General features: G+C 73.6%; 21 protein-coding genes. 11 read left to right on the top strand and 10 right to left on the bottom strand.

Annotation, left to right across the window (positions count from 1 at the left end; all coding sequences use genetic code 11):
• Nucleotides 1-36: 36 nt before the first annotated feature.
• Nucleotides 37-690, bottom strand: coding sequence for a phosphate signaling complex protein PhoU (gene phoU, locus QWY29_RS14235; protein ID WP_300961688.1), 654 nt, complete (start codon nucleotides 688-690; stop codon nucleotides 37-39).
• A gap of 123 nt (nucleotides 691-813) precedes the next feature.
• On the opposite strand from phoU, the gene QWY29_RS14230 reads away from it, so the two are divergent.
• Both QWY29_RS14230 and QWY29_RS14225 read left to right on the top strand, forming a co-directional pair.
• A complete protein-coding gene (locus tag QWY29_RS14230; RefSeq protein ID WP_300961687.1) occupies nucleotides 814-1,971 on the top strand; it encodes a sensor histidine kinase in 1,158 nt (385 codons plus the stop codon).
• A complete protein-coding gene (locus QWY29_RS14225) occupies nucleotides 1,968-2,645 on the top strand; it encodes a response regulator (RefSeq protein WP_300961686.1) in 678 nt (225 codons plus the stop codon). Before QWY29_RS14230 ends, QWY29_RS14225 begins: the two co-directional genes overlap by 4 nt.
• 5 nt (nucleotides 2,646-2,650) lie before the next feature.
• Here QWY29_RS14225 and QWY29_RS14220 read toward each other — a convergent pair whose 3' ends face one another.
• The gene (locus tag QWY29_RS14220) at nucleotides 2,651-3,286 is read right to left on the bottom strand and encodes a maleylpyruvate isomerase N-terminal domain-containing protein (RefSeq protein WP_300961685.1); all 636 of its coding nucleotides are present in this window, start codon (nucleotides 3,284-3,286) and stop codon (nucleotides 2,651-2,653) included.
• A gap of 106 nt (nucleotides 3,287-3,392) precedes the next feature.
• Between QWY29_RS14220 and QWY29_RS14215 the strand changes: the two genes are divergently transcribed.
• Nucleotides 3,393-4,346, top strand: a complete 954-nt coding sequence (locus QWY29_RS14215) for a DMT family transporter (protein ID WP_300961684.1) — start codon at nucleotides 3,393-3,395, stop codon at nucleotides 4,344-4,346.
• An 86-nt stretch (nucleotides 4,347-4,432) separates the two neighbouring features.
• Nucleotides 4,433-4,792 carry a hypothetical protein gene (locus tag QWY29_RS14210; protein WP_300961683.1) on the top strand — a complete coding sequence of 120 codons (360 nt, stop codon included), beginning with the start codon at nucleotides 4,433-4,435 and terminating at the stop codon, nucleotides 4,790-4,792.
• A gap of 21 nt (nucleotides 4,793-4,813) precedes the next feature.
• Here the strand turns inward: QWY29_RS14210 and QWY29_RS14205 are convergent, their stop codons facing one another.
• From QWY29_RS14205 to QWY29_RS14195, 3 genes are all read right to left on the bottom strand, one after another.
• Complete coding sequence (locus tag QWY29_RS14205; RefSeq protein WP_300961682.1) at nucleotides 4,814-5,335, bottom strand: type III secretion system chaperone family protein; 522 nt, start codon at nucleotides 5,333-5,335, stop codon at nucleotides 4,814-4,816.
• Nucleotides 5,332-6,621 (bottom strand): D-inositol-3-phosphate glycosyltransferase, encoded by a 1,290-nt coding sequence (mshA, locus tag QWY29_RS14200; protein WP_439117435.1) that lies wholly within the window; start codon nucleotides 6,619-6,621, stop codon nucleotides 5,332-5,334. The genes QWY29_RS14205 and mshA overlap by 4 nt, the downstream gene beginning before the upstream one ends.
• Before the next feature lie 65 nt (nucleotides 6,622-6,686).
• Nucleotides 6,687-7,055 carry a threonine/serine exporter family protein gene (locus tag QWY29_RS14195; protein ID WP_300961681.1) on the bottom strand — a complete coding sequence of 123 codons (369 nt, stop codon included), beginning with the start codon at nucleotides 7,053-7,055 and terminating at the stop codon, nucleotides 6,687-6,689.
• A gap of 48 nt (nucleotides 7,056-7,103) precedes the next feature.
• Here QWY29_RS14195 and QWY29_RS14190 point away from each other — a divergent pair, with 48 nt between their 5' ends.
• Together QWY29_RS14190 and QWY29_RS14185 are read left to right on the top strand one after the other, a co-directional pair.
• Nucleotides 7,104-7,865, top strand: coding sequence for an SDR family oxidoreductase (locus tag QWY29_RS14190; protein WP_300961680.1), 762 nt, complete (start codon nucleotides 7,104-7,106; stop codon nucleotides 7,863-7,865).
• Nucleotides 7,866-7,918: 53 nt separating this feature from the next.
• Nucleotides 7,919-8,611: an aspartate/glutamate racemase family protein gene (locus tag QWY29_RS14185; protein WP_300961679.1), complete on the top strand. Its 693-nt coding sequence runs from the start codon at nucleotides 7,919-7,921 to the stop codon at nucleotides 8,609-8,611.
• A 247-nt stretch (nucleotides 8,612-8,858) separates the two neighbouring features.
• On the opposite strand, the gene QWY29_RS14180 is transcribed toward QWY29_RS14185, so the two are convergent.
• A complete protein-coding gene (locus QWY29_RS14180; RefSeq protein ID WP_300961678.1) occupies nucleotides 8,859-9,338 on the bottom strand; it encodes a PPOX class F420-dependent oxidoreductase in 480 nt (159 codons plus the stop codon).
• Between the two features lie 32 nt (nucleotides 9,339-9,370).
• On the opposite strand from QWY29_RS14180, the gene QWY29_RS14175 reads away from it, so the two are divergent.
• Together QWY29_RS14175 and typA are read left to right on the top strand one after the other, a co-directional pair.
• Nucleotides 9,371-9,910 (top strand): hypothetical protein, encoded by a 540-nt coding sequence (locus QWY29_RS14175; protein ID WP_300961677.1) that lies wholly within the window; start codon nucleotides 9,371-9,373, stop codon nucleotides 9,908-9,910.
• A 77-nt stretch (nucleotides 9,911-9,987) separates the two neighbouring features.
• Nucleotides 9,988-11,880 carry a translational GTPase TypA gene (gene typA, locus QWY29_RS14170; RefSeq protein WP_300961676.1) on the top strand — a complete coding sequence of 631 codons (1,893 nt, stop codon included), beginning with the start codon at nucleotides 9,988-9,990 and terminating at the stop codon, nucleotides 11,878-11,880.
• Between the two features lie 55 nt (nucleotides 11,881-11,935).
• Here typA and QWY29_RS14165 read toward each other — a convergent pair whose 3' ends face one another.
• Together QWY29_RS14165 and QWY29_RS14160 are read right to left on the bottom strand one after the other, a co-directional pair.
• The gene (locus QWY29_RS14165) at nucleotides 11,936-13,060 is read right to left on the bottom strand and encodes a hypothetical protein (protein WP_300961675.1); all 1,125 of its coding nucleotides are present in this window, start codon (nucleotides 13,058-13,060) and stop codon (nucleotides 11,936-11,938) included.
• Nucleotides 13,057-13,515, bottom strand: coding sequence for a hypothetical protein (locus tag QWY29_RS14160; RefSeq protein WP_300961674.1), 459 nt, complete (start codon nucleotides 13,513-13,515; stop codon nucleotides 13,057-13,059). The genes QWY29_RS14165 and QWY29_RS14160 overlap by 4 nt, the downstream gene beginning before the upstream one ends.
• A 178-nt stretch (nucleotides 13,516-13,693) precedes the next feature.
• Between QWY29_RS14160 and QWY29_RS14155 the strand changes: the two genes are divergently transcribed.
• From QWY29_RS14155 to QWY29_RS14145, 3 genes are all read left to right on the top strand, one after another.
• Nucleotides 13,694-15,151, top strand: a complete 1,458-nt coding sequence (locus QWY29_RS14155; protein WP_300961673.1) for a GH1 family beta-glucosidase — start codon at nucleotides 13,694-13,696, stop codon at nucleotides 15,149-15,151.
• 69 nt (nucleotides 15,152-15,220) lie between these two features.
• Nucleotides 15,221-16,231 carry a LacI family DNA-binding transcriptional regulator gene (locus QWY29_RS14150; protein ID WP_300961672.1) on the top strand — a complete coding sequence of 337 codons (1,011 nt, stop codon included), beginning with the start codon at nucleotides 15,221-15,223 and terminating at the stop codon, nucleotides 16,229-16,231.
• Nucleotides 16,232-16,519: 288 nt separating this feature from the next.
• The gene (locus tag QWY29_RS14145; RefSeq protein WP_300961671.1) at nucleotides 16,520-17,506 is read left to right on the top strand and encodes a TIGR03617 family F420-dependent LLM class oxidoreductase; all 987 of its coding nucleotides are present in this window, start codon (nucleotides 16,520-16,522) and stop codon (nucleotides 17,504-17,506) included.
• Nucleotides 17,507-17,573: 67 nt separating this feature from the next.
• Here QWY29_RS14145 and QWY29_RS14140 read toward each other — a convergent pair whose 3' ends face one another.
• Both QWY29_RS14140 and QWY29_RS14135 read right to left on the bottom strand, forming a co-directional pair.
• On the bottom strand, nucleotides 17,574-18,536 hold the full coding sequence (locus QWY29_RS14140; RefSeq protein WP_300961670.1) for a hypothetical protein: 963 nt from the start codon (nucleotides 18,534-18,536) through the stop codon (nucleotides 17,574-17,576).
• A complete protein-coding gene (locus tag QWY29_RS14135; RefSeq protein WP_300961669.1) occupies nucleotides 18,533-19,174 on the bottom strand; it encodes a hypothetical protein in 642 nt (213 codons plus the stop codon). The genes QWY29_RS14140 and QWY29_RS14135 overlap by 4 nt, the downstream gene beginning before the upstream one ends.

Below are 19,174 nucleotides of genomic sequence, written 5' to 3'. Positions count from 1 at the left end.
CCTTCCTCAACCGGCCGAGGCGACCGGCGGGAAACGTCAGCCGGTGGCGACGGGGTGGTCGCCGGTGACGACGAAGACGACCCGGTGGGCCACCGAGACGGCGTGGTCGGCGATCCGCTCGTAGTAGCGGCCGAGCAGCGCGATGTCGACGGCCGCCTCGACGCCGTGCTGCCAGTCGTCGGCGAGCAGCTCGGTGAAGCTGCGGCGACGCAGCCGGTCCATCTCCTCGTCGGCGCGGCCCAGGGCGATCGCGGCGGCGACGTCGCGGCGGGTGATGATCTGGGCGACCCGCTCGACCATGTCCTCGGCGACGGTGGCCATCTGCTCGATGGTCGGCCGTGCCTCGTCGGGCACCGCGATGCCGGGCACGCGCAGGCGCGCGATCTTGGCGACGTGGACCGACAGGTCGCCCATCCGCTCCAGCTCGCTGACCATCCGCAGGGCGGCGACGACCGTGCGCAGGTCGCCGGCGACCGGGGCCTGCAGCGAGAGCAGCAGGAACGCCGACTCCTCGACCTCGTCGCGGGCCCGGTCGATCGCGGCGTCCCCGCTGATCACCTGCTCGGCGAGCTCCGCGTCGCCGGTCAGCAGGGCCCGGGTGGCCTCGCGGACGGCCACCTCGACCTGCTCGCAGATGCCGGCGAGGTCGGAGAAGACGGACTCGAGCTGGTCGTGGAAGAGGTGGCGCATGAGGACGAGGGTCGGCCACCGCGGGCAACGCCCGGCACTCGCGCGGTGAACGCGAGGTGAACGTTGGAGGACCGGCCGCCGCAGCGGCGTACCGGCCCCTCCGCCGGCCGTACGATCACCAGCGTGGACCCGACGACGCAGGCCTTCCTGGCGGCGATCATCGGGGCCGTCGTCGGGGGCGCGGCCGTGCTGGCGTGGGCGGTGAGCGAGCGGCAGCAGCACCGCGTCCCGCCGGCCGAGCAGCCGGTCGTCCCGCCGGGCGTCGCCACCGTGCTGTCGGTGCTCCGCAGCAGCGGCGTGGTGGTCGACGAGGCCGACACGGTGCTGAAGGCCAGCGCCCCGGCGTACGCCCTGGGCCTGGTGCGTGGCACCGCGCTGACCAGCGACGAGCTCGCCGACCTGGTGCGGCAGGTGCGCCGCGACGGGCAGATCCGCGAGACCGAGCTGACGATCAGCCGCACCGGCGCCCCCGCCCGCTCGGTCAGCGCCCGCGTGGCACCGCTGGGCTCGCGGCTGGTGCTCGTGCTCGTCGAGGACCGCACCCGCGAGCGGCGCGTCGAGGCGGTGCGGCGTGACTTCGTGGCCAACGTGAGCCACGAGCTGAAGACCCCGGTCGGCGCGATCCGGCTGCTCTCGGAGGCCGTCGCCGACGCGGCGGACGAACCGGAGGCGGTCAAGCGGTTCTCCGACCGGATGCTGCTGGAGAGCGAGCGGCTGGCCCGGCTCGTGCAGCAGGTCATCGAGCTCTCGCGGCTCCAGGGCGACGACCCGCTGGAGGCGCCCCGGCCGGTCGACGTCGACGACGTGCTCGCGGTCGCCGTCGACACCAGCGCCATCGACGCGGACGCCAAGCGGATCACCGTCGCCACCGGCGGCACCGCGGGCCTCGTCGTGCGGGGGAACGTCGACCAGGTCACCACCGCGGTCTCCAACCTGGTCGCCAACGCCGTGTCGTACTCCGAGCCCGACTCCACCGTGCTCGTCACCGCCAAGGCCGTCGACGGCATGGTCGAGGTCTCGGTCGTCGACCAGGGCATCGGCATCCCCGACGATGAGATCGAGCGGATCTTTGAGCGCTTCTACCGCGTCGACCCGGCCCGCCACCGCTCCACCGGCGGCACCGGCCTGGGGCTCTCCATCGTCAAGCACGTCGCCGCGACCCACGGCGGCGAGGTCCGCGTGTGGTCGGTCCCGGGCCAGGGCTCGACGTTCACGCTGACCCTGCCCGCCATCGTCCCGGACCCCGTCTCGGACCCCGTCAACCAGGAGGAACGCCCGTGACCCGGGTACTCGTCGTCGAGGATGAGGAGAGCTACAGCGACGCTCTCTCGTACATGCTGCGCAAGGAGGGGTTCGAGGTCGCCGTCGCCGCCGACGGGCACGCCGCGCTGGCGGAGTTCGACCGCAACGGCGCCGACATCGTGCTGCTGGACCTGATGCTCCCCGGGATCCCCGGCACCGAGGTGTGCCGCACGATCCGGCAGACCTCCAGCGTGCCGGTGATCATGGTCAGCGCCAAGGACGACGAGGTCGACAAGGTGGTCGGGCTCGAGCTCGGCGCCGACGACTACGTCACCAAGCCCTACTCCCCCCGCGAGCTGGTCGCGCGGATCCGCGCGGTGCTGCGCCGCGGCCAGGAGCCCGACCTCGCGCCCGCGACCCTCGAGGCCGGGCCGGTGCGGATGGACGTCGACCGCCACGTCGTCACCGTCGACGGCCAGGAGCAGCGGCTGCCGCTGAAGGAGTTCGAGCTGCTGGAGATGTTCCTGCGCAACCCCGGCCGCGTGCTCACCCGCGGCCAGCTCATCGACCGCGTGTGGGGCTCGGACTACGTCGGCGACACCAAGACCCTCGACGTCCACGTCAAGCGATTGCGCGCCAAGCTCGAGCCCGACCCGGGCGAGCCGCGCTACCTCGTCACCGTGCGCGGGCTGGGCTACAAGCTCGACCTGTAGCCGGCTCAGCCCAGCAGCGGGTACGCCGTGTGGTCGCTGGGCGCGCGGCCGGTCGCCTGCAGCACCTGCTCGACCGGGCCCGCCGCCGGCGGGAGCGGGCCGCCGTGGATCCGCTCGAGCACGGCCAGGGTGTGGTCCAGCGCGGCGGCCGGCGGCTCGCCCCAGGCGTCGAGCAGGTGGACGGTTCCCTCGACCACCAGGGTGGAGACCAGGTCGCGGACGGTCAGCACGTGGCCCTGGGTGGTCACCAGCGCGTCCGGGTCCGCCGCCGCGGCGGCCCGCGCGGCCGCGCCCGAGGTCTCCTCCCAGTCCTCGAGCAGGCTGGCGCCGTCGTCGTACGCCGCCGCGGCCCGCACGACCCACCGCGCGTGCGCGGCGCCGCCGTCGCCCTCCTCGGGGTGGAACGCCCGCCAGTAGGTCGCCGCGTCGACGTCGGGCGGGCCGTCGTCCGGACCGGCCGGGCTGGCGAGGGCGACCAGCGCGCGCCGGGCGTCGAGCAGCTGGTGCAGGAGCAGCTCGTGCACCGTCCACGCGGCAGCACGGGAGGGCCGCGCGAGCTCCTCCTCTGACCGCGCCCGGAGGGTCGTGGTGAACGCGGCGGACAGCTCCTGCAGGGACTGGTGGAGCGGCTGGTCGGGCATGCGCGGCCGGTGCCCGCCGCGCGTCGTGACGAACGTGGCAGCCGATCGCGCATCGACGTCCGTAATCCGTGTGCCGGTCGTCGGTGCGGGTCCCTACGCTTGGCCGGTGACGACCGGTACGACGACCCCGCAGCCCGCCTCCGCCCCGCAGGTGCCCGCCGACGGCGGTGCGCCCACGTGGCTGCCGGTGGCGGCGGTCGGCGTGACGCTGGTGCTGTGGGCCTCGGCGTTCGTGGCGATCCGCCACCTCGCCGACGACTTCGGGCCCGGCCCGCTCTCGCTGGGCCGGCTGCTGGTCGGCTCGCTCGCCCTGTCGGTCTTCGTCCTCGGCCGCCGCCTGCCCCGGCCCACCGGGCGGCAGTGGGTCTCGCTCGTGACGATCGGCGTGCTCTGGTACGGCGTCTACAACGTCGCCCTCAACGCCGGCGAGCACCGCGTCGACGCCGGCACCGCCGTGATGCTGATCCAGGTCTCGCCGGTGCTGATCGCCCTGCTGGCGGCGGTGTTCCTCTCCGAGCGGTTCACGATCTACCTCGGGCTCGGCCTCGCGCTGGCGTTCGCGGGCGTCGCGGTCATCGCGCTGTCCACGTCCGAGGCCGACAACCGTGACCCCCTCGGCGTGGTGCTGTGCCTGGTCGCGGCGCTGGTCTACTCGATCAGCCTGGTGCTGCAGAAGCCGCTCGTCGCGAGGCTCTCGGCGCTCCACGTCACCTGGCTGGCCTGCACGATCGGCGCGGTCGCGTGCCTGCCGTGGATCGGGGAGCTGGTGCGCGAGGTCGGCGACGCCCCGACCAGCTCGGTGCTGTGGGTGGTCTACCTCGGGGTCTTCCCGACGGCGATCGCGTTCACCACCTACGCCTTCGCCCTGCAGCACATGACCGCCTCCAGCCTCGGCATCACCACCTACCTCGTCCCGCCGATCACGATCGTGCTGAGCGTTCTGCTGCTCTCCGAGGCCCCGCCGGCCATGGCGTACGTCGGCGGCGCGCTCGCCCTCGTCGGCGTCGCCGTCGCCCGGCGCAAGCCGCGCACGGCCGCGGTCGAGCCGGCTCAGGCCTGACCGGGGTCGACCGAGGCTGACCCGAGCCGGCCAGAGGGACCAGCCGGCCGGGCATGACCCGACGCTCGGGCGGGAAGGGTGCGGTCATGACGCGCCGCACCCCGAACGCCCCGCTCGAGCCCGGCGAGCAGGTGGTGGAGTCCTGGTTCGCCAACCACACCCAGCACGCGCAACGGGCGACCGGCGGGCGGATGTGGCTCACCGACCGGCGGCTGCACTTCGAGCCGCACGGCGTCGACCGGGCGCTGGCCGGGAAGACGTGGTCGGTGCCGCTGGAGCAGGTCGTGGAGGTCGGCACGACGCCGGTGGACCTGCGGCACTTCTTCGGCGGCGGGCTGCGCAAGCGGCTGCGGGTGGTGCTGCGCGACGGCAGCGAGTGGTACTTCGTGCTCAACCGGCTCCGCACTCGGGTGGAGACGATCCGCGCCGCCCTGCCGCGCACCTGAGGGACCCCAGGGGCTCCGGAGCTAGTTCAGGCTGCCGGGGTCGGGCTCGGGGTCCTCGCCGGACTCCAGCCAGCCCCGGAACGCCTCGAGGTTGCGGGTCGACTCCCCGCGCAGCTTGCGCCACTCCCACTCCTTGCGGATGGAGGAGGCGAAGCCGAGCTCGAGGATCGCGTTGAACGACTCGTCGGCGTAGGTCAGCACCGACCCGAGCAGCCGGTCCAGCTCCTCGGGCGAGACCGAGGAGAGCGGCAGCCGGCCGTCGAGGTAGATGTCGCCGGTGCGGTCGACGGCGAAGGAGACGGCGTACATCCGCAGGTTGCGCTCGAGCAGCCAGCGGTAGACGCGGGCGTGGTTCTCGTCGGGGTTGCGGCAGACGAACGCGTGGACGCCGAGCGCGTGCTCGCCGACGTCGAGGCGCACGGCGGTCTGCAGCTTCTTCTCGCCGGGCAGGGTGAAGGAGAAGAGCCCCTCGCGGGTCTCCTCGGACTCGATGTCGTTGTCGGCCAGGTAGGTCCGGACGACGTCGGCGACCTGCTCGTTCACGCTGCTGCCTCCCGCATGCCGGCGCGCGCCCGGCGGTAGACGTCGAGGGTGGCGGCGGCCGTCGCCTCCCAGGAGAACTCCCGGGCCTGGTCGAGCGCGCCGGCGGCGAGCCGGTCGCGCAGGGCCGGGTCGTCGACGACGCGGGCCAGTGCGGCGGCCCAGTCGCGGGGGTCGTGGGTGTCGAGCAGCAGACCGCTGCGGCCGTCGCGGACGACGGTGGTCAGCCCGCCGACGGCCGCGGCGAGCACGGGGGTGCCGCAGGCCTGGGCCTCGGCGGCGACCAGCCCGAAGGACTCGTTGTACGACGGCACGGCGACGACCGTGGCGGCGGCGTACCAGCGGGCGAGCGTCGCCTGGTCGACCGGCGGCACGAAGCGCACCACGTCGGTGATGCCGAGCTCGGCGGCCAGCGCGGCGAGCGACTCGGGCCGGTCGAGCCCGGACCCGGACGGCCCGCCGACGATGGGCACGACCAGCCGCGAGCGGAGGCCGGGCGAGCGGTGCAGCAGCTCGGCCACGGCGCGCAGCAGCACGTCGGGGGCCTTGAGCGGCTGGATCCGGCCGACGAAGAGCAGCACCTGCGCGTCGGCCGGCAGGTCGAGCGCGGCGCGGGCCGCGGCGCGGTCGGCCGGACGGAAGACGTCGAGGTCCACGCCCGGGTGGACGACCTCGACCCGACCGGGGTCGGCGTCGTACAGCTCGATCAGCTGCTTGGCCTCGAGGTCGGTGTTGGCGATGAGCATGTCGGCGGCCTCGACGACCTGCTCCTCGCCGATGATCCGGGCGGCGGGCTCGGGGGCGTCCCCGGCGGCGAGCGCGGCGTTCTTGACCTTCGCCATCGTGTGCATGGAGTGGATGAGCGGCACGCGCCAGCGGTCGCGGGCGAGCGCGCCGACCTGGCCCGACAGCCAGTAGTGGGAGTGCACGACGTCGTAGTGACCGACCGGCTGCACCGCCTCGGCGCGCAGCACCTCGCGGGCGAAGACGCACAGCTGCGCGGGCAGCTCGGTCTTGGTCAGCCCCTCGAACGGTCCGGCGTGGACGTGGCGCACCGCGACCCCGTCGTGGGCCTGGACCACCGGCGGCAGCGCGGAGCTGGTGGCGCGGGTGAAGACGTCGACCTCGATGCCGTGGCGGGCCAGCCGCTTGGCGACCTCCACGACGTAGACGTTCATGCCGCCCGCGTCGCCGGTGCCCGGCTGGTCGAGCGGCGAGGTGTGCAGACTGATCATCGCCAGGCGCCTGATGTCGCCGATGCCGCCGATGTCGCCGTGGGTCAGGTCCACGCTCGTCCTTCCGCCGTCCGCCGGTCCTCCGGAACCCAACCGGCGCGGGGCGTCGGTTGTTCCCGTCACCGGGTGTGGGTCCCGGTACCCGTTCGCCGGCCGCGGACCAGGCCGGCGACCGAGACGCCCAGCACGACCAGCCCGGCGATCCCGTCGACCGCGGGTCCGTCGCCCTCGCCGCGCAGCACCTCGAGCACCGACCAGACCAGCACCGGCAGCGCGAGGCCGACGACCACCCGCAGCCAGCCCACCTTCACCAGCGACGCGCCGTACGCCGCCAGCGAGACGGCCAGCGCGACCAGCCCGACCCACCACGCGACGTCCGCGGCGGTGCTGGCGCTGCCGTCCCCGGTGAGGGGCCAGCGGGCCAGCCAGGCGAGGCCGCCGACGACGCCGGCGGACCGGGCGAGCAGGAGCAGGCGGGGCTGGGGCACGGCAGCCCAGTGTGCCAGCGGAGTGGGGCCCTCCCGACAATGGTCCGCATGACCGACAGCACCGCCACCCGTCGTACCGCCGTCGTCACCGGAGCCAGCAGCGGCATCGGTGCGGCGACCGCCCGGATGCTCGCCGCCGAGGGTTTCCACGTGCTGTGCGCGGCCCGCCGGGCCGACCGGGTCGAGGCGCTCGCCGCCGAGATCGGCGGGACCGCCGTGGTCTGCGACGTGACCTCGGAGGAGTCGGTCGCGGCGCTCGCCGAGGTGGTCGGCGACCGGCTCGACGTCCTGGTCAACAACGCCGGTGGCGCGTTCGGCTCGACGCCGGTCGCGCAGGCCGACAGCGACGAGTGGCGGCGGATGTACGAGGTCAACGTCATCGGCCTGATGCAGGTCACCCGGGCGCTCCTGCCCGCGCTGGTCGCCAGCGGCGCCGGCGTGATCCTCAACGTCGGCTCGACCGCCGGCCGGATCGCCTACGAGGGCGGGGCGGGCTACACCGCCGCCAAGCACGGCACCCAGGTCGTCACCGAGACGCTGCGCCTGGAGCTGTGGGACCAGCCCGTGCGGGTCTGCGAGATCGCGCCGGGCATGGTGAAGACGGACGAGTTCGCGCTGGTCCGCTTCGAGGGCGACGAGGAGAAGGCCGAGGCGGTGTACGCCGGCGTCGCCGAGCCGCTGACCGCCGAGGACGTCGCCGACGCCATCACCTGGATGGTCACCCGGCCCCCGCACGTCAACATCGACGAGCTGGTGCTGCGCCCCCGCGCGCAGGCCGCCCAGCACAAGGTGCACCGCGTCTTCGAGTGACACCGGTTACCGATCGGTACACCTCGCACCGCCCGTCTGACAGGGTGGGCGGCATGCAGACGATCGGACTTCTCGGCGGGCTCGGCTGGAAGAGCAGCGCCGTCTACTACGAAGGCATCAACCGTGGCGTCGAGGAGCGGCTCGGCGGGCTGCACTCGGCCCGGACCGTGCTCGCCTCGGTCGAGTTCGCCGAGGTCACCGAGCTGGCCGCGGCCGAGCGCTGGGACGACGTCGCCGCGCTGCTGGTGGCCGGCGCGCAGGGTGTGGAGCGGGCCGGCGCGGACTTCCTGCTGATGTGCACGACGGCGTACCACCAGGTCTTCGACCAGGTCGAGGCCGCCGTCGACATCCCGGTCATCCACCTCGCCGACGTCGTCGCCGAGGCCTGCCGCGCCGCCGGGGTCACCTCGGTCGGGTTCCTCGGCACGAAGTTCTCCATGACCCGCCCGTTCTTCACCGACCGGCTCGCCAGCCACGGGATCACCGTGCACGTCCCCGGCGAGGAGCACCACCAGGAGCTCGACGACATCGTGTACGGCGAGCTCGTCCACGGCCGCGTCCTGGACACCTCCCGCCGCCAGGTCGTCTCGGTCATCGACGAGCTCTGGGACGCCGGCGCCGCCGGCGTCGTCCTCGGCTGCACCGAGCTCGAGCTGCTCGTCAAGCAGGCCGACGCCGACATCCCCGTCTTCCCCTGCACCACCCTGCACGTGGCTGCGGCGCTCGACCGCGCCCTGGCGGGGTAGTAACGGACGTCCCCGACCTCCACGGGGACAGTCACGGACGTTCCTGACCGTTACTACCCCGGTCGGCGGTCTCCTGGCTGGTCCTCGGGCTGGTCCGGTGGGTCGCCACGTGGCCGGGTCCGGCGTCGGGGTAGTCCGTGACGTTCGGCAGGCGGAACGTGCCGAAACACCTGCCGAACGTCACGGACTACCCCGCCAGCCCCCGCCAGCCTGTGGACAAACGGCCGGTACGCGGACGGGACCGACGTCAGGAGGGCACGCGGTCGGGCGGGAAGCCACCGGTGGCGACGGGGCCCCAGGAGGTGGGGGTGATGCGGAGGAGCGACTTGCCCTGCTTGCGCATGGCGGCGCGGTACTCGTCCCAGTCGGGGTGCTCGCCGGAGATGCACCGGAAGTAGTCGACGAGCCCGTCCTCGGCCTCGGGCGAGGGCATGTCGAGCACCTCGGCGGTGCCGTCTACCTGCACCCACGCGTCGTCCCACTCCTCCGAGAGGACGAGGACCGAGCAGCGGGGGTCACGGCGGAGGTTCACGGCCTTGGCGCGGTCGGGATAGGTCGAGATGACGATCCGCCCGGCGTCCCCCTCGCCGACCACGCCGCCGGTGACCGGCGAGAGCTGCGGGCGGCCGTCGGAGCGGTGGGTGAGCAGCACCAGGTGGTGGCGGGTGCGGACGAAGTCGAGCAGCTCGGGGAGCTCGACACGGGTGTTGGTCGCGATGGACGGCATGGGGTGACCTGTGCCCGGGAAGGCTGGCCGCCATGACCGGCACCCACCCCGACGCCACCCCCGACGCCACCCCGGACGCCACCCCCGACGCCGACCGCCTGCACGCCGCACTCGTCGAGGCGACGAAGGACGCGGCGTACGCCGTGGAGCGCACCGACGACGGCCTGCTGGTGCGGCCGGGCGGCGACCGGCCGGGCGCGGGCGTGGTGAACGAGGTGCGGTTCCCGGCGCCGGGGACGTACTCGGTGACCGACCGCGTGCGCGGGACGAGCCGCTCGGCCGGCCGGAGACCGGGGTTCGAGGTGAGCGCGGCGTCGGGCCGGGTCACCGGCGTACGCCGCCGGGTGGTGTGGGCGCGCGGCGCCGACGGCCGCTACCGCCGGGAGGTGGACAGCAGCCAGGACCTCAACGGCGGCCGGACCCTCGTGGAGCGCGTCGCGGGCGACCTCGGGCTGCGCCGGCGGCGGGGTCGGCAGGAGCGGATCGCGCTGATCGCGGCGGGCGTCACGGTGGTGGGACTGGTGGTCGGCGCGGCGGTCGTGCTGGTGCTGTGGGCGCTCGGGAACTTCTGAGGGAGCGGCCCCCGCCCGTAGAATCGCCTGGGCCCGTTCGGGCCCATGATCCCCAACGGAAGCGACGTACCACACCCATGCCCGGAACCACCGCCCGCACGGACCTGCGCAACGTCGCGATCGTCGCGCACGTCGACCACGGCAAGACGACCCTCGTCGACGCCATGCTGCGCCAGGCCGGGGCCTTCACCGCCCACCAGGCCGAGAGCGTCGCCGAGCGGGTCATGGACTCCGGCGACCTCGAGCGCGAGAAGGGCATCACGATCCTCGCGAAGAACACCGCGGTCCACTACGCCGGCCCCGCGGCCGACGGCCAGCCGATGACGATCAACATCATCGACACCCCGGGCCACGCCGACTTCGGCGGCGAGGTGGAGCGCGGCCTGTCGATGGTCGACGGCATCGTGCTCCTCGTCGACGCCTCCGAGGGCCCGCTCCCCCAGACCCGCTTCGTGCTGCGCAAGGCGCTCAACGCCGACATGCCGGTGATCCTGGTGGTCAACAAGACCGACCGCGGCGACGCCCGCATCGCGGAGGTCGTGGACGAGACCTACGAGCTGTTCATGGACCTGCTCGACGACAGCCACAGCCAGGAGGCGCTCGACTTCCCGGTCGTCTACGCCTCGGGCCGCGCCGGCGTCGCGGGTCTCGAGCAGCCGGAGAACGGCGCGCTGCCGGACTCCCCCGACCTCGAGCCGCTGTTCAAGACGATCCTCGAGACCATCCCGGCCCCGACGTACGACGAGGGCGCGCCGCTCCAGGCCCACGTCACCAACCTCGACTCCTCGCCGTTCCTCGGCCGGCTCGCGCTGGTCCGCGTGCACCAGGGCGAGCTGCGCAAGGGCCAGCAGGTCGCGTGGATGAAGCGCGACGGCTCGGTCAACCGCGTGAAGATCACCGAGCTGCTCGTCACCGAGGGCCTCGAGCGCAAGCCCGGCGAGTCCGCCGGCCCCGGCGACATCGTCGCGATCGCGGGCATCCCGGACATCACCATCGGCGAGACGCTGGCCGACCCGGAGAACCCGGTTGCGCTGCCGCTCATCCACGTCGACGAGCCCGCCATCTCGATGACGATCGGCACCAACACCAGCCCGCTGGTGGGCCGGGTCAAGGGCGCGAAGGTGACCGCCCGCCTGGTCAAGGACCGCCTGGACTCCGAGCTGATCGGCAACGTGTCGCTGCGCGTCCTGCCGACCGAGCGCCCCGACGCCTGGGAGGTCCAGGGCCGTGGCGAGCTGGCGCTGGCGATCCTCGTGGAGCAGATGCGCCGCGAGGGCTTCGAGCTCACCGTCGGCAAGCCGCAGGTGGTCACCCGCGAGATCGACGGCAAGGTCCACGAGCCCGTCGAGCGCCTGACGATCGACGCGCCGGAGGAGTACCTCGGCACGATCACCGAGCTGCTCGCCTCCCGCAAGGGCCGCATGGAGCAGATGACCAACCACGGCACCGGCTGGGTCCGGATGGAGTTCCTGGTGCCCGCGCGCGGCCTCATCGGCTTCCGCACCCAGTTCCTCACCGACACCCGCGGCACCGGCATCGCCCACCACATCTTCGAGAAGTACGAGCCGTGGGCCGGCGAGATCCGCTCGCGCAACAACGGCTCGCTGGTGGCCGACCGCAAGGGTGCCGCGACGGCGTACGCCATGACCTCGCTGCAGGAGCGCGGCGTCATGTTCGTCGAGCCGACCACCGAGGTCTACGAGGGCATGATCGTCGGCGAGAACTCCCGCGCCGACGACATGGACGTCAATATCACCAAGGAGAAGCAGCAGACCAACATCCGGTCCGCCACCTCCGACAACTTCGAGAAGCTCATCCCGCCGAAGAAGCTCTCCCTCGAGCAGTGCCTGGAGTTCTGCCGCGACGACGAGTGCGTCGAGGTGACGCCCGAGATGGTGCGCATCCGCAAGGTCATCCTGGACGCCAACGAGCGCGCGAAGATCGCCTCGCGCGCCCGCAAGGGCAAGTAACGACCGACGCACCCACGCGACCGGCCCGGGCCACACGGCCCGGGCCGGTCGTGCGTCAGGCCAGGTTGGTCGCCGGGATCGTGGGCAGGCCCCAGTCCCCGCGGCGCTTGGTCTCGCGCATCATTTCCAGGATCGACTGCCCGCTGATGCTGCGCTCGTAGGCGTTCGAGCCGGCGCCACCGACGTCGAGCTGGTCCATGCCGGTGCGGAACGCCTGGTAGTGGTCGTCGTACAGCGTCGTGGTGAAGAGCTCGTAGGCCTCCTCCGCGGTCATCACCGCGTCGTAGGTCTTCTTCTCCGGCAGCAGGCCGCCGCCCACGAGCGTGTCGATGTCGCTCATCAGGGTCTGGGTCTTGCCGACCATGTCGAGGACGCCGGCCACCTCGCCCACGACCGGGATGTCGGAGGCGACCCCGATGGTGCTCTGGACGACCGCGGCGACGTCACCGACCCACGCCGGCCAGTCGGAGGGGTCGTTGGGCTTGTCGCCGCCGTTGTCGGCCCAGTGGTCGAGCTGGCCCTCGAGGTTCTTCTTCAGGCTGGTGACGAACTTGCCGGCGCCCAGCTGGGTGGCGGCGATGATCTTGGTGCCGAGCGCGTAGCCGAGGTTGATCCACGAGCAGAACAGGCCGAACCGGGCGACCACGTCGTTGTAGTTGTCGTAGAAGTTGCGGAACTGGCCGGCGAACTGGCCGTTCCACTGCGCGGCGGCACCGCCGAGGTTGGCCCAGTCGTCGTTGGCCGAGACCTGCAGCTTGTTGACGACCCGCGCCTGCATGAGGTCCATCGCGCCGCGCAGGGTCGGGACGAACGGCTCGGTGAACTGCTCGCACACGGCCCGGGCCTGGCCGGCGACGCCCGCGGCCCAGGCCTGCCCGTTGCGCCAGGACTGGTCCATCGCGTCGGTGAGCTGCTCGACACGCTGCCGGATCAAGGCCTCCGCGTCCCCCTCCGGGATCGACACCTCGATGAGCGGGTAGTGGTCGAAGGGCACCTGGAACCGGCCGTCCGGGCAGGGGCTGGTGTAGTCGAACGGCGCCGGCCACGGGACCTGGTCGATCATCGAGAGCTGGAAGTCGTGGAAGGTCTGCCACATCAGCTCGTTGCCGCGCAGGTAGCCCAGGTAGGTCTCGATGTCGTCGAGGTCGGCGTCGAACTGGGTCCGGTCGAAGCCGCTCACGACACGGCCTCCGGCAGCGTCGGCTCGGTCGGGTCGGGCGTGCTCTCGATCCGGCTGCCCTCGCTGTCGTTGGCGCCGGGCTCGTGGAAGGAGTCCATCTCGGGTGGCACGTCGGCCGGCCGCGGGTCGACGTCCTTGAGGTGGCGGCCCATGCCGTCGTACTGCCGGCGCGCGTCGGCGTCGGTCTCCACGAAGTGGTCGGCGGTCTTGATGAGGGCGACGCCGATGTTGTTGAGGTCGAGCACGGTCTCGCGGATCTCCTCGTAGACCTCGCCGCCGACCTTGAGCAGCCGACGCCACGCAGCCGGGTCGCCGGCCTGCGCCGTCATGACGTTGAACGTCCCGAGCGCGTCGAAGAGGTCCGCGGAGATCTCCGCGAGGTGGGCGGCCTCCTCGGGGACGTCCACCTTGCCGGCCCGGTAGAGCCGGGGGATGTCGATCTGCAGCTCGCCCACGTGGGCCTCCTTCGCGAACGCCCGGTGCGCCGGACGGTGTTGTCCCCCGGACTGCCCGCGGCGGGGCGCGTCGAAACACCCGTCCACCGGCGGACCGGTCGTGGACGCAGGCTGGATCCATTGCAGGCGCATGGTGGATCCATGGTGGAAGCGCTTCCATCCCGTCTAGGGTGGGCGCATGAGCAGCTCCGAGATCCAGTTCCCGCCGGGCTTCCTGTGGGGCGCGGCGACCGCGGCGTACCAGGTCGAGGGCGCCGCCGCCGAGGACGGGCGCACCCCGAGCATCTGGGACACCTTCGCGCGGGTGCCGGGCGCGGTCATCGGTGGCAACCACGGCGACGTGGCGTGCGACCACTACCACCGGTACGCCGCCGACGTCGCGCTCATGAAGGAGCTGAACCTGCGCGCCTACCGCTTCTCGGTGGCCTGGCCGCGCGTGCGACCGGACGCCGGGCCGGTCAACCCGGCCGGGCTCGCGTTCTACGACCGGCTCGTCGACGAGCTGCTCGGCAACGACATCGTCCCGTGGCTCACGCTCTACCACTGGGACCTGCCGCAGGCGCTCGAGGACCGGGGCGGCTGGACCGACCGGGACACCGCCCACCGCTTCGTGGAGTACTCCCTGAGCGTGCACGACGCGCTCGGCGACCGGGTGGCGGCGTGGACGACGCTGAACGAGCCGTGGTGCTCGGCGTTCCTCGGGCACACCGGCGGCCAGCACGCGCCGGGTCGCCAGGAGGGCGCCAACGGCCTCGTCGCCGCCCACCACCTCATGCTCGCCCACGGCATGACCGTCCAGGAGCTGCGCCGCCGCGGCGTCGGGACCGACCCCGAGCGGCCCGAGGCCGGCCTCGGCATCACGCTCAACTTCACCGTCGCCGACCCGAACGACCCCGCCGACCCCGTCGACGTCGACGCCGCGCGGCGGGTCGACGGGCTCTTCAACCGGGTCTTCCTCGACCCGATCTTCCGCGGCTCCTACCCCGCGGACATCGTCGCCGACACCGAGGGCATGCCCGTGCCGGGCCGCGGCAGCTGGACCGACGTGATCCAGGACGGCGACCTCGAGGTCATCTCCTCCCCCATCGACGTGCTGGGCGTCAACTACTACAACGGCAACGCGATCGCCGGCCGCCCACACCCCGACGAGCTGAAGAGCAACGAGAACGAGACCGGCCGCACCACCGGCACCCCCTACGTCGGCTGCGACGACGTCATCTTCGTCAGCCGCGGCCTGCCGCGCACCGCGATGGACTGGGAGGTCCAGCCCGAGGGGCTGACCCGGCTGCTGGTGCGGCTCAAGGACGAGTACGCCGTCCCGCCGCTCTACGTCACCGAGAACGGCGCGGCCTACGACGACCAGGTCTTCCCCGACGGCTCCGTCCACGACCCCGAGCGGGTCGCCTTCATCGACGCCCACCTGCGAGCCGCGCACGACGCGATGGAGCAGGGCGTCGACCTGCGCGGGTTCTTCCAGTGGTCGCTGCTGGACAACTACGAGTGGGCGTTCGGCTACACCAAGCGCTTCGGCATCGTGCACGTCGACTACGACACCCAGGTGCGCACGCCCAAGACCTCGGCCCGGTTCTACGCCGACGTCGCCGCCACCGGGCGGCTCGGGTCCAGCGAGGCCTGACGTGAGCGTGGGCGGGGCGCGGTCGGGTGTCGGCGCGGGTGCGGGTCGGGCGCCGCTAGGTTGAGCGCCGTGGACGCCGCGGGTACGCCGACGCTCGACGAGGTCGCCCGGCGCGCGGGGGTCTCGCGGGCCACCGCGTCCCGCGCGGTCAACGGCAGCACCCGCGTGAGCGACCGGGCGCGGGAGGCGGTCGCGGCGGCGGTGCGCGACCTCGGGTACGTCGCGAACCCGGCCGCCCGCTCGCTCGCCACGCGGCGTACGGACTCGGTGGCGGTGGTGGTCCCCGAGCCGGACGACCGGGTCTTCTCCGACCCGTTCTTCGGCCGCACGCTGACCGCGGTCAACCGGGTGCTCGCCGAGCGCGACCTGCAGCTGGTGCTGCTGCTCGCGCGGCCGGGCGAGGAGGAGGACCGGACGCTGCGGTACCTGCGCGGCGGGCACGTCGACGGCGCGATCGTCGTCTCCCACCACCGCAGCGACCTGCTGGCCGAGCACCTCGGCGCGCTCGGGCTGCCGTGCGCGTTCGTCGGCCGGCCGATCGTCGGCGCGGACCGGGTCGCCTGGGCCGACACCGACAACGTCGCCGGCGCACGGCTGGCCACCGAGCTGCTGCTCGAGCGCGGCTGCCGGCGGATCGGGCACGTCGGCGGGCCGGTCGACATGGCTGCCGGCCAGGACCGGCTGGCCGGGCACCTCGCGGCGCTCGCCGCCGCCGGCATGGACGACGGGCCGGTCGACCACGGCGACTTCACCGAGGCCAGCGGCGAGGTGGCGTGCGCGCGGCTGCTCGCGGCGTACCCCGACCTCGACGGCCTCTTCGTCGCCTCCGACCTGATGGCCCGCGGCGCGCTCCGTGCGCTGGCCGCGGCCGGGCGGCGGGTGCCGGACGACGTGGCGGTGGTGGGGTACGACGACCTCGGCGCCGACCACTGCACGCCCCCGCTCACCACCGTCGTCAACCCCGCCGGCGACCTCGCCGAGCGCGCCACCCGCCTGCTGCTCGCCCGCCTCGACGACCCCGGCGCCGTCCCCGACCCCGTCCTCCTGCCGCCTACGCTCGTGCGGCGGGTCTCGGCCTGACCTTCCGGCACGCGGGCCCCTCGCCACGGCGGTCGGGGTAGTCCGTGACGTTCCGCAGGCGATCCGGCCGAAACACCTGCCGAACGTCACGGACTACCCCGCCAGCGGCCCGGTCATCCACAGGCCCGACCGACCAGCGGTCGGATCGATGGACCACGGGTGGCCCGGCCCGCTACGGTCCCCCGGTGCGCGGACGGGTGGACCACCTCGACGGGCTGCGTGCGCTCGCGACGACCCCTACCGAGACCGGCGCCCACACCGACACCCCGGCCGAGAGGGTCTGACCCGATGCTGCTCGACGTCCAGCTCGACGCCCGGCCCGACCGCGCGGCCGACCGCGCCCGCGAGCTGGTGGAGGCCGGCGTGGCGGGCCTGTTCACCTTCGAGGGCCCGCACGACGTGTTCCTGCCGCTGGCGGCCGCGGCCGGGGTCGTCGAGACCGACCTGATGACCAACGTGGCGATCGCGATGCCGCGCAGCCCGATGCACCTCGCGCACACCGCGTGGGACCTGCAGCTGATGTCGGGCGGCCGGTTCCGCCTCGGGCTGGGCTCGCAGATCAAGCCGCACGTGGAGAACCGCTACGGCGCCACCTGGTCGCCCCCCGCCGCCCGGATGCGGGAGATCGTGCTCGCGGTCAAGGCGATCCTGACCTCGTGGCAGGACGGCACGCGGCTGGACTTCCGCGGCGAGCACACCCGGCACACGCTGATGCCGCCGACGTTCGTGCCCGGGCCGAACCCGTTCGGCCCGCCGCCGGTGCTGCTCGGCGCGCTCGGCCCGCTGATGACCCGGACCGCCGGCGAGGTGGCCGACGGGTTGCTGGTGATGCCGTTCCACAGCCACCGGCACTTCCGCGAGCGCACGCTGCCCGCGCTCGGCACCCCGGCCTCGCCGACCTTCCGCGTCTTCCCGCAGGCGATCGTCGCGATGGGCCGCACGCCCGAGGAGCAGCACGCCGCCGCGCTCGGCGTCCGCGGGCTGCTGGCCTTCTACGGCTCCACGCCGGCGTACCGACCCGTCCTCGACGTCGAGGGCTGGGGCGAGGTGCAGCCCGAGCTCAACCGGCTCTCCAAGGTCGGCGACATCGCCTCGATGATGGACCTGGTCACCGACGACATGCTCCACACGCTCGCCGTCGTCGGCACGCCCGAGGAGTGCGCCGCCGAGCTCCTCCGCCGCTTCGGCGACGTGGCCGACCGGGTGTGCGCCTACTTCCCCGGGTACGACGCCCCGCTCGACCAGGTCGCCGCCCTCGCCCGCGCCCTGGCCTGACCCCTGTCGGGATAGTCCGGCACGAGCGCGCCCTTTGGTCAGCCGGAAAGGACCGAGGCGTGCCGGACTACCCGGATGACGACCCGCCCAGCAGCTCCTCGCGCCGGGCGGCGAGCAGGTCGAGCTCGACCTGCTGGCGCACGACGCGGTCACGGAGCTCCTCGCGGACGCGCGCGACGGCGGCCGAGGTGCGGGCGACCCGGTCGGCGGCCTCGGCGATCCGGTTGCGCACCGACCAGTCGCTGAAGATGTTGTCGAACCACACGTCGAACGCGCGGGCGAGCTCGGTGACCTCGATCCCCCCGACCGCGCTCATCCCCACGTCGGCCAGCTCGGTGGAGAGCCGCTTCAGCGCGACGTCGGCCTCGCGCATGAGTCGCTGGGCGCCGTCCATCCGGTCGTACTTGACCAGGTCGGTCACCATCCCGCCGCCGAGGAACGTGTCGGCGGTCGACCAGCTCTGCGCCGAGCCGAGCAGGTCCGCGGCCGCCTGCAGCCGGGCGAGCGCCGCGTCGGCGGCCGCGCCGGCCTCCTGGAGCTCACCGAGCGCCGAGCGCCCCGCCCCGGTCGTGGCCGCCAGCTCGTCGAGCTCGCCACCGGCGGGGTGGCCGGCGGCGCGGAGGTGGTCCTCCTTGGCGGTCAGGGCCCGCCGGCGGCGTACGTCGGCGTCCGCGACGGCCCGCAGCGCCTGCTGGGTCTGCGCCACCTCGGCCCGAGCGCGGTCGCGGGCGGCCTCGGCCTCCGCGACGGCGTACTCCGCGGCCTGCTGCTCGGCCCGCTCTCGGTCGAGGTCGGTCTCGCGTCGGCCGGTCAGGCCGGCCCAGATGCGGGTGGGGCTGAACGACTCGAGCTTCGCGACGTCGGCCGTCTCCTCGCGCAGTCGGCCCTTGCGGAAGCCGAGCTCCTGGGTGGCCGCGGCCACCGCGGCCTCGGCCCGACCCAGGCGGCCGGTGAGCCGGCGGTGCTCGGCGAGGTCGCGCTCGGCCTCGACGAGGTCGGCGTCCAGGGCGGCGAGGCGGTCGTCGGTCATGAGCGGGCTCCCGAGGGGTGGCGGTGGGGACGGGCGGCGGTGATGCCGATGCCGGCCAGCGCGACGGCGAGCAGCACGACCGCGAGGCGGGCGACCTCGGGCGGGAGCGCGGTGCCGACCGCGACGGCGGCGAGGTGGACGGCGAGCAGGGCCGGGATCCAGCGCGGCACGAGCAGCGGGCCGGCGCGGAGCAGCCCGGCGGCCAGCAGCAGCTCGCCGAGCAGGATCGCGACCAGCCAGCCGCGCAGGAAGATCGCGAGGCCCGACTCCTCGGTGGCTGCCGCGAGCACGCCGGTGTCGACCGAGCCGCTGACGATGAGCGCGCGGAAGGAGACGATGAGCATCGAGAAGCCGGCCAGGCCCAGGAAGCCGATCGCCAGCGACACGACGCCCGCGCCACCGACGTACCGACCGCCGCCGCGCAGCAGCTCGAGCACCGCCGGCAGGCCGAGGGTCAGGCAGGCGGCCGCGAGGAAGTAGACGACCGCCACGGCCAGCCACCGACCGTCGTCCGCCTGCACGCCGCGCAGCGTCTGCGCGGAGGTGCCGCCGAAGTCGCCGACCAGGCGGCCGAGCGCCAGTGCCATCGCCCCGGTGACGAGCATCGCCGCCGAGATGGGCAGCCAGTCCGAGCGCAC

The organism is Nocardioides abyssi, from assembly GCF_030412915.1.
In the GTDB taxonomy this organism is placed as follows: Bacteria; Actinomycetota; Actinomycetes; order Propionibacteriales; family Nocardioidaceae; genus Nocardioides; species Nocardioides abyssi.
Note: the sequence above shows the minus strand (reverse complement) of the source record. Positions and strands in the feature narration are given on the sequence as shown.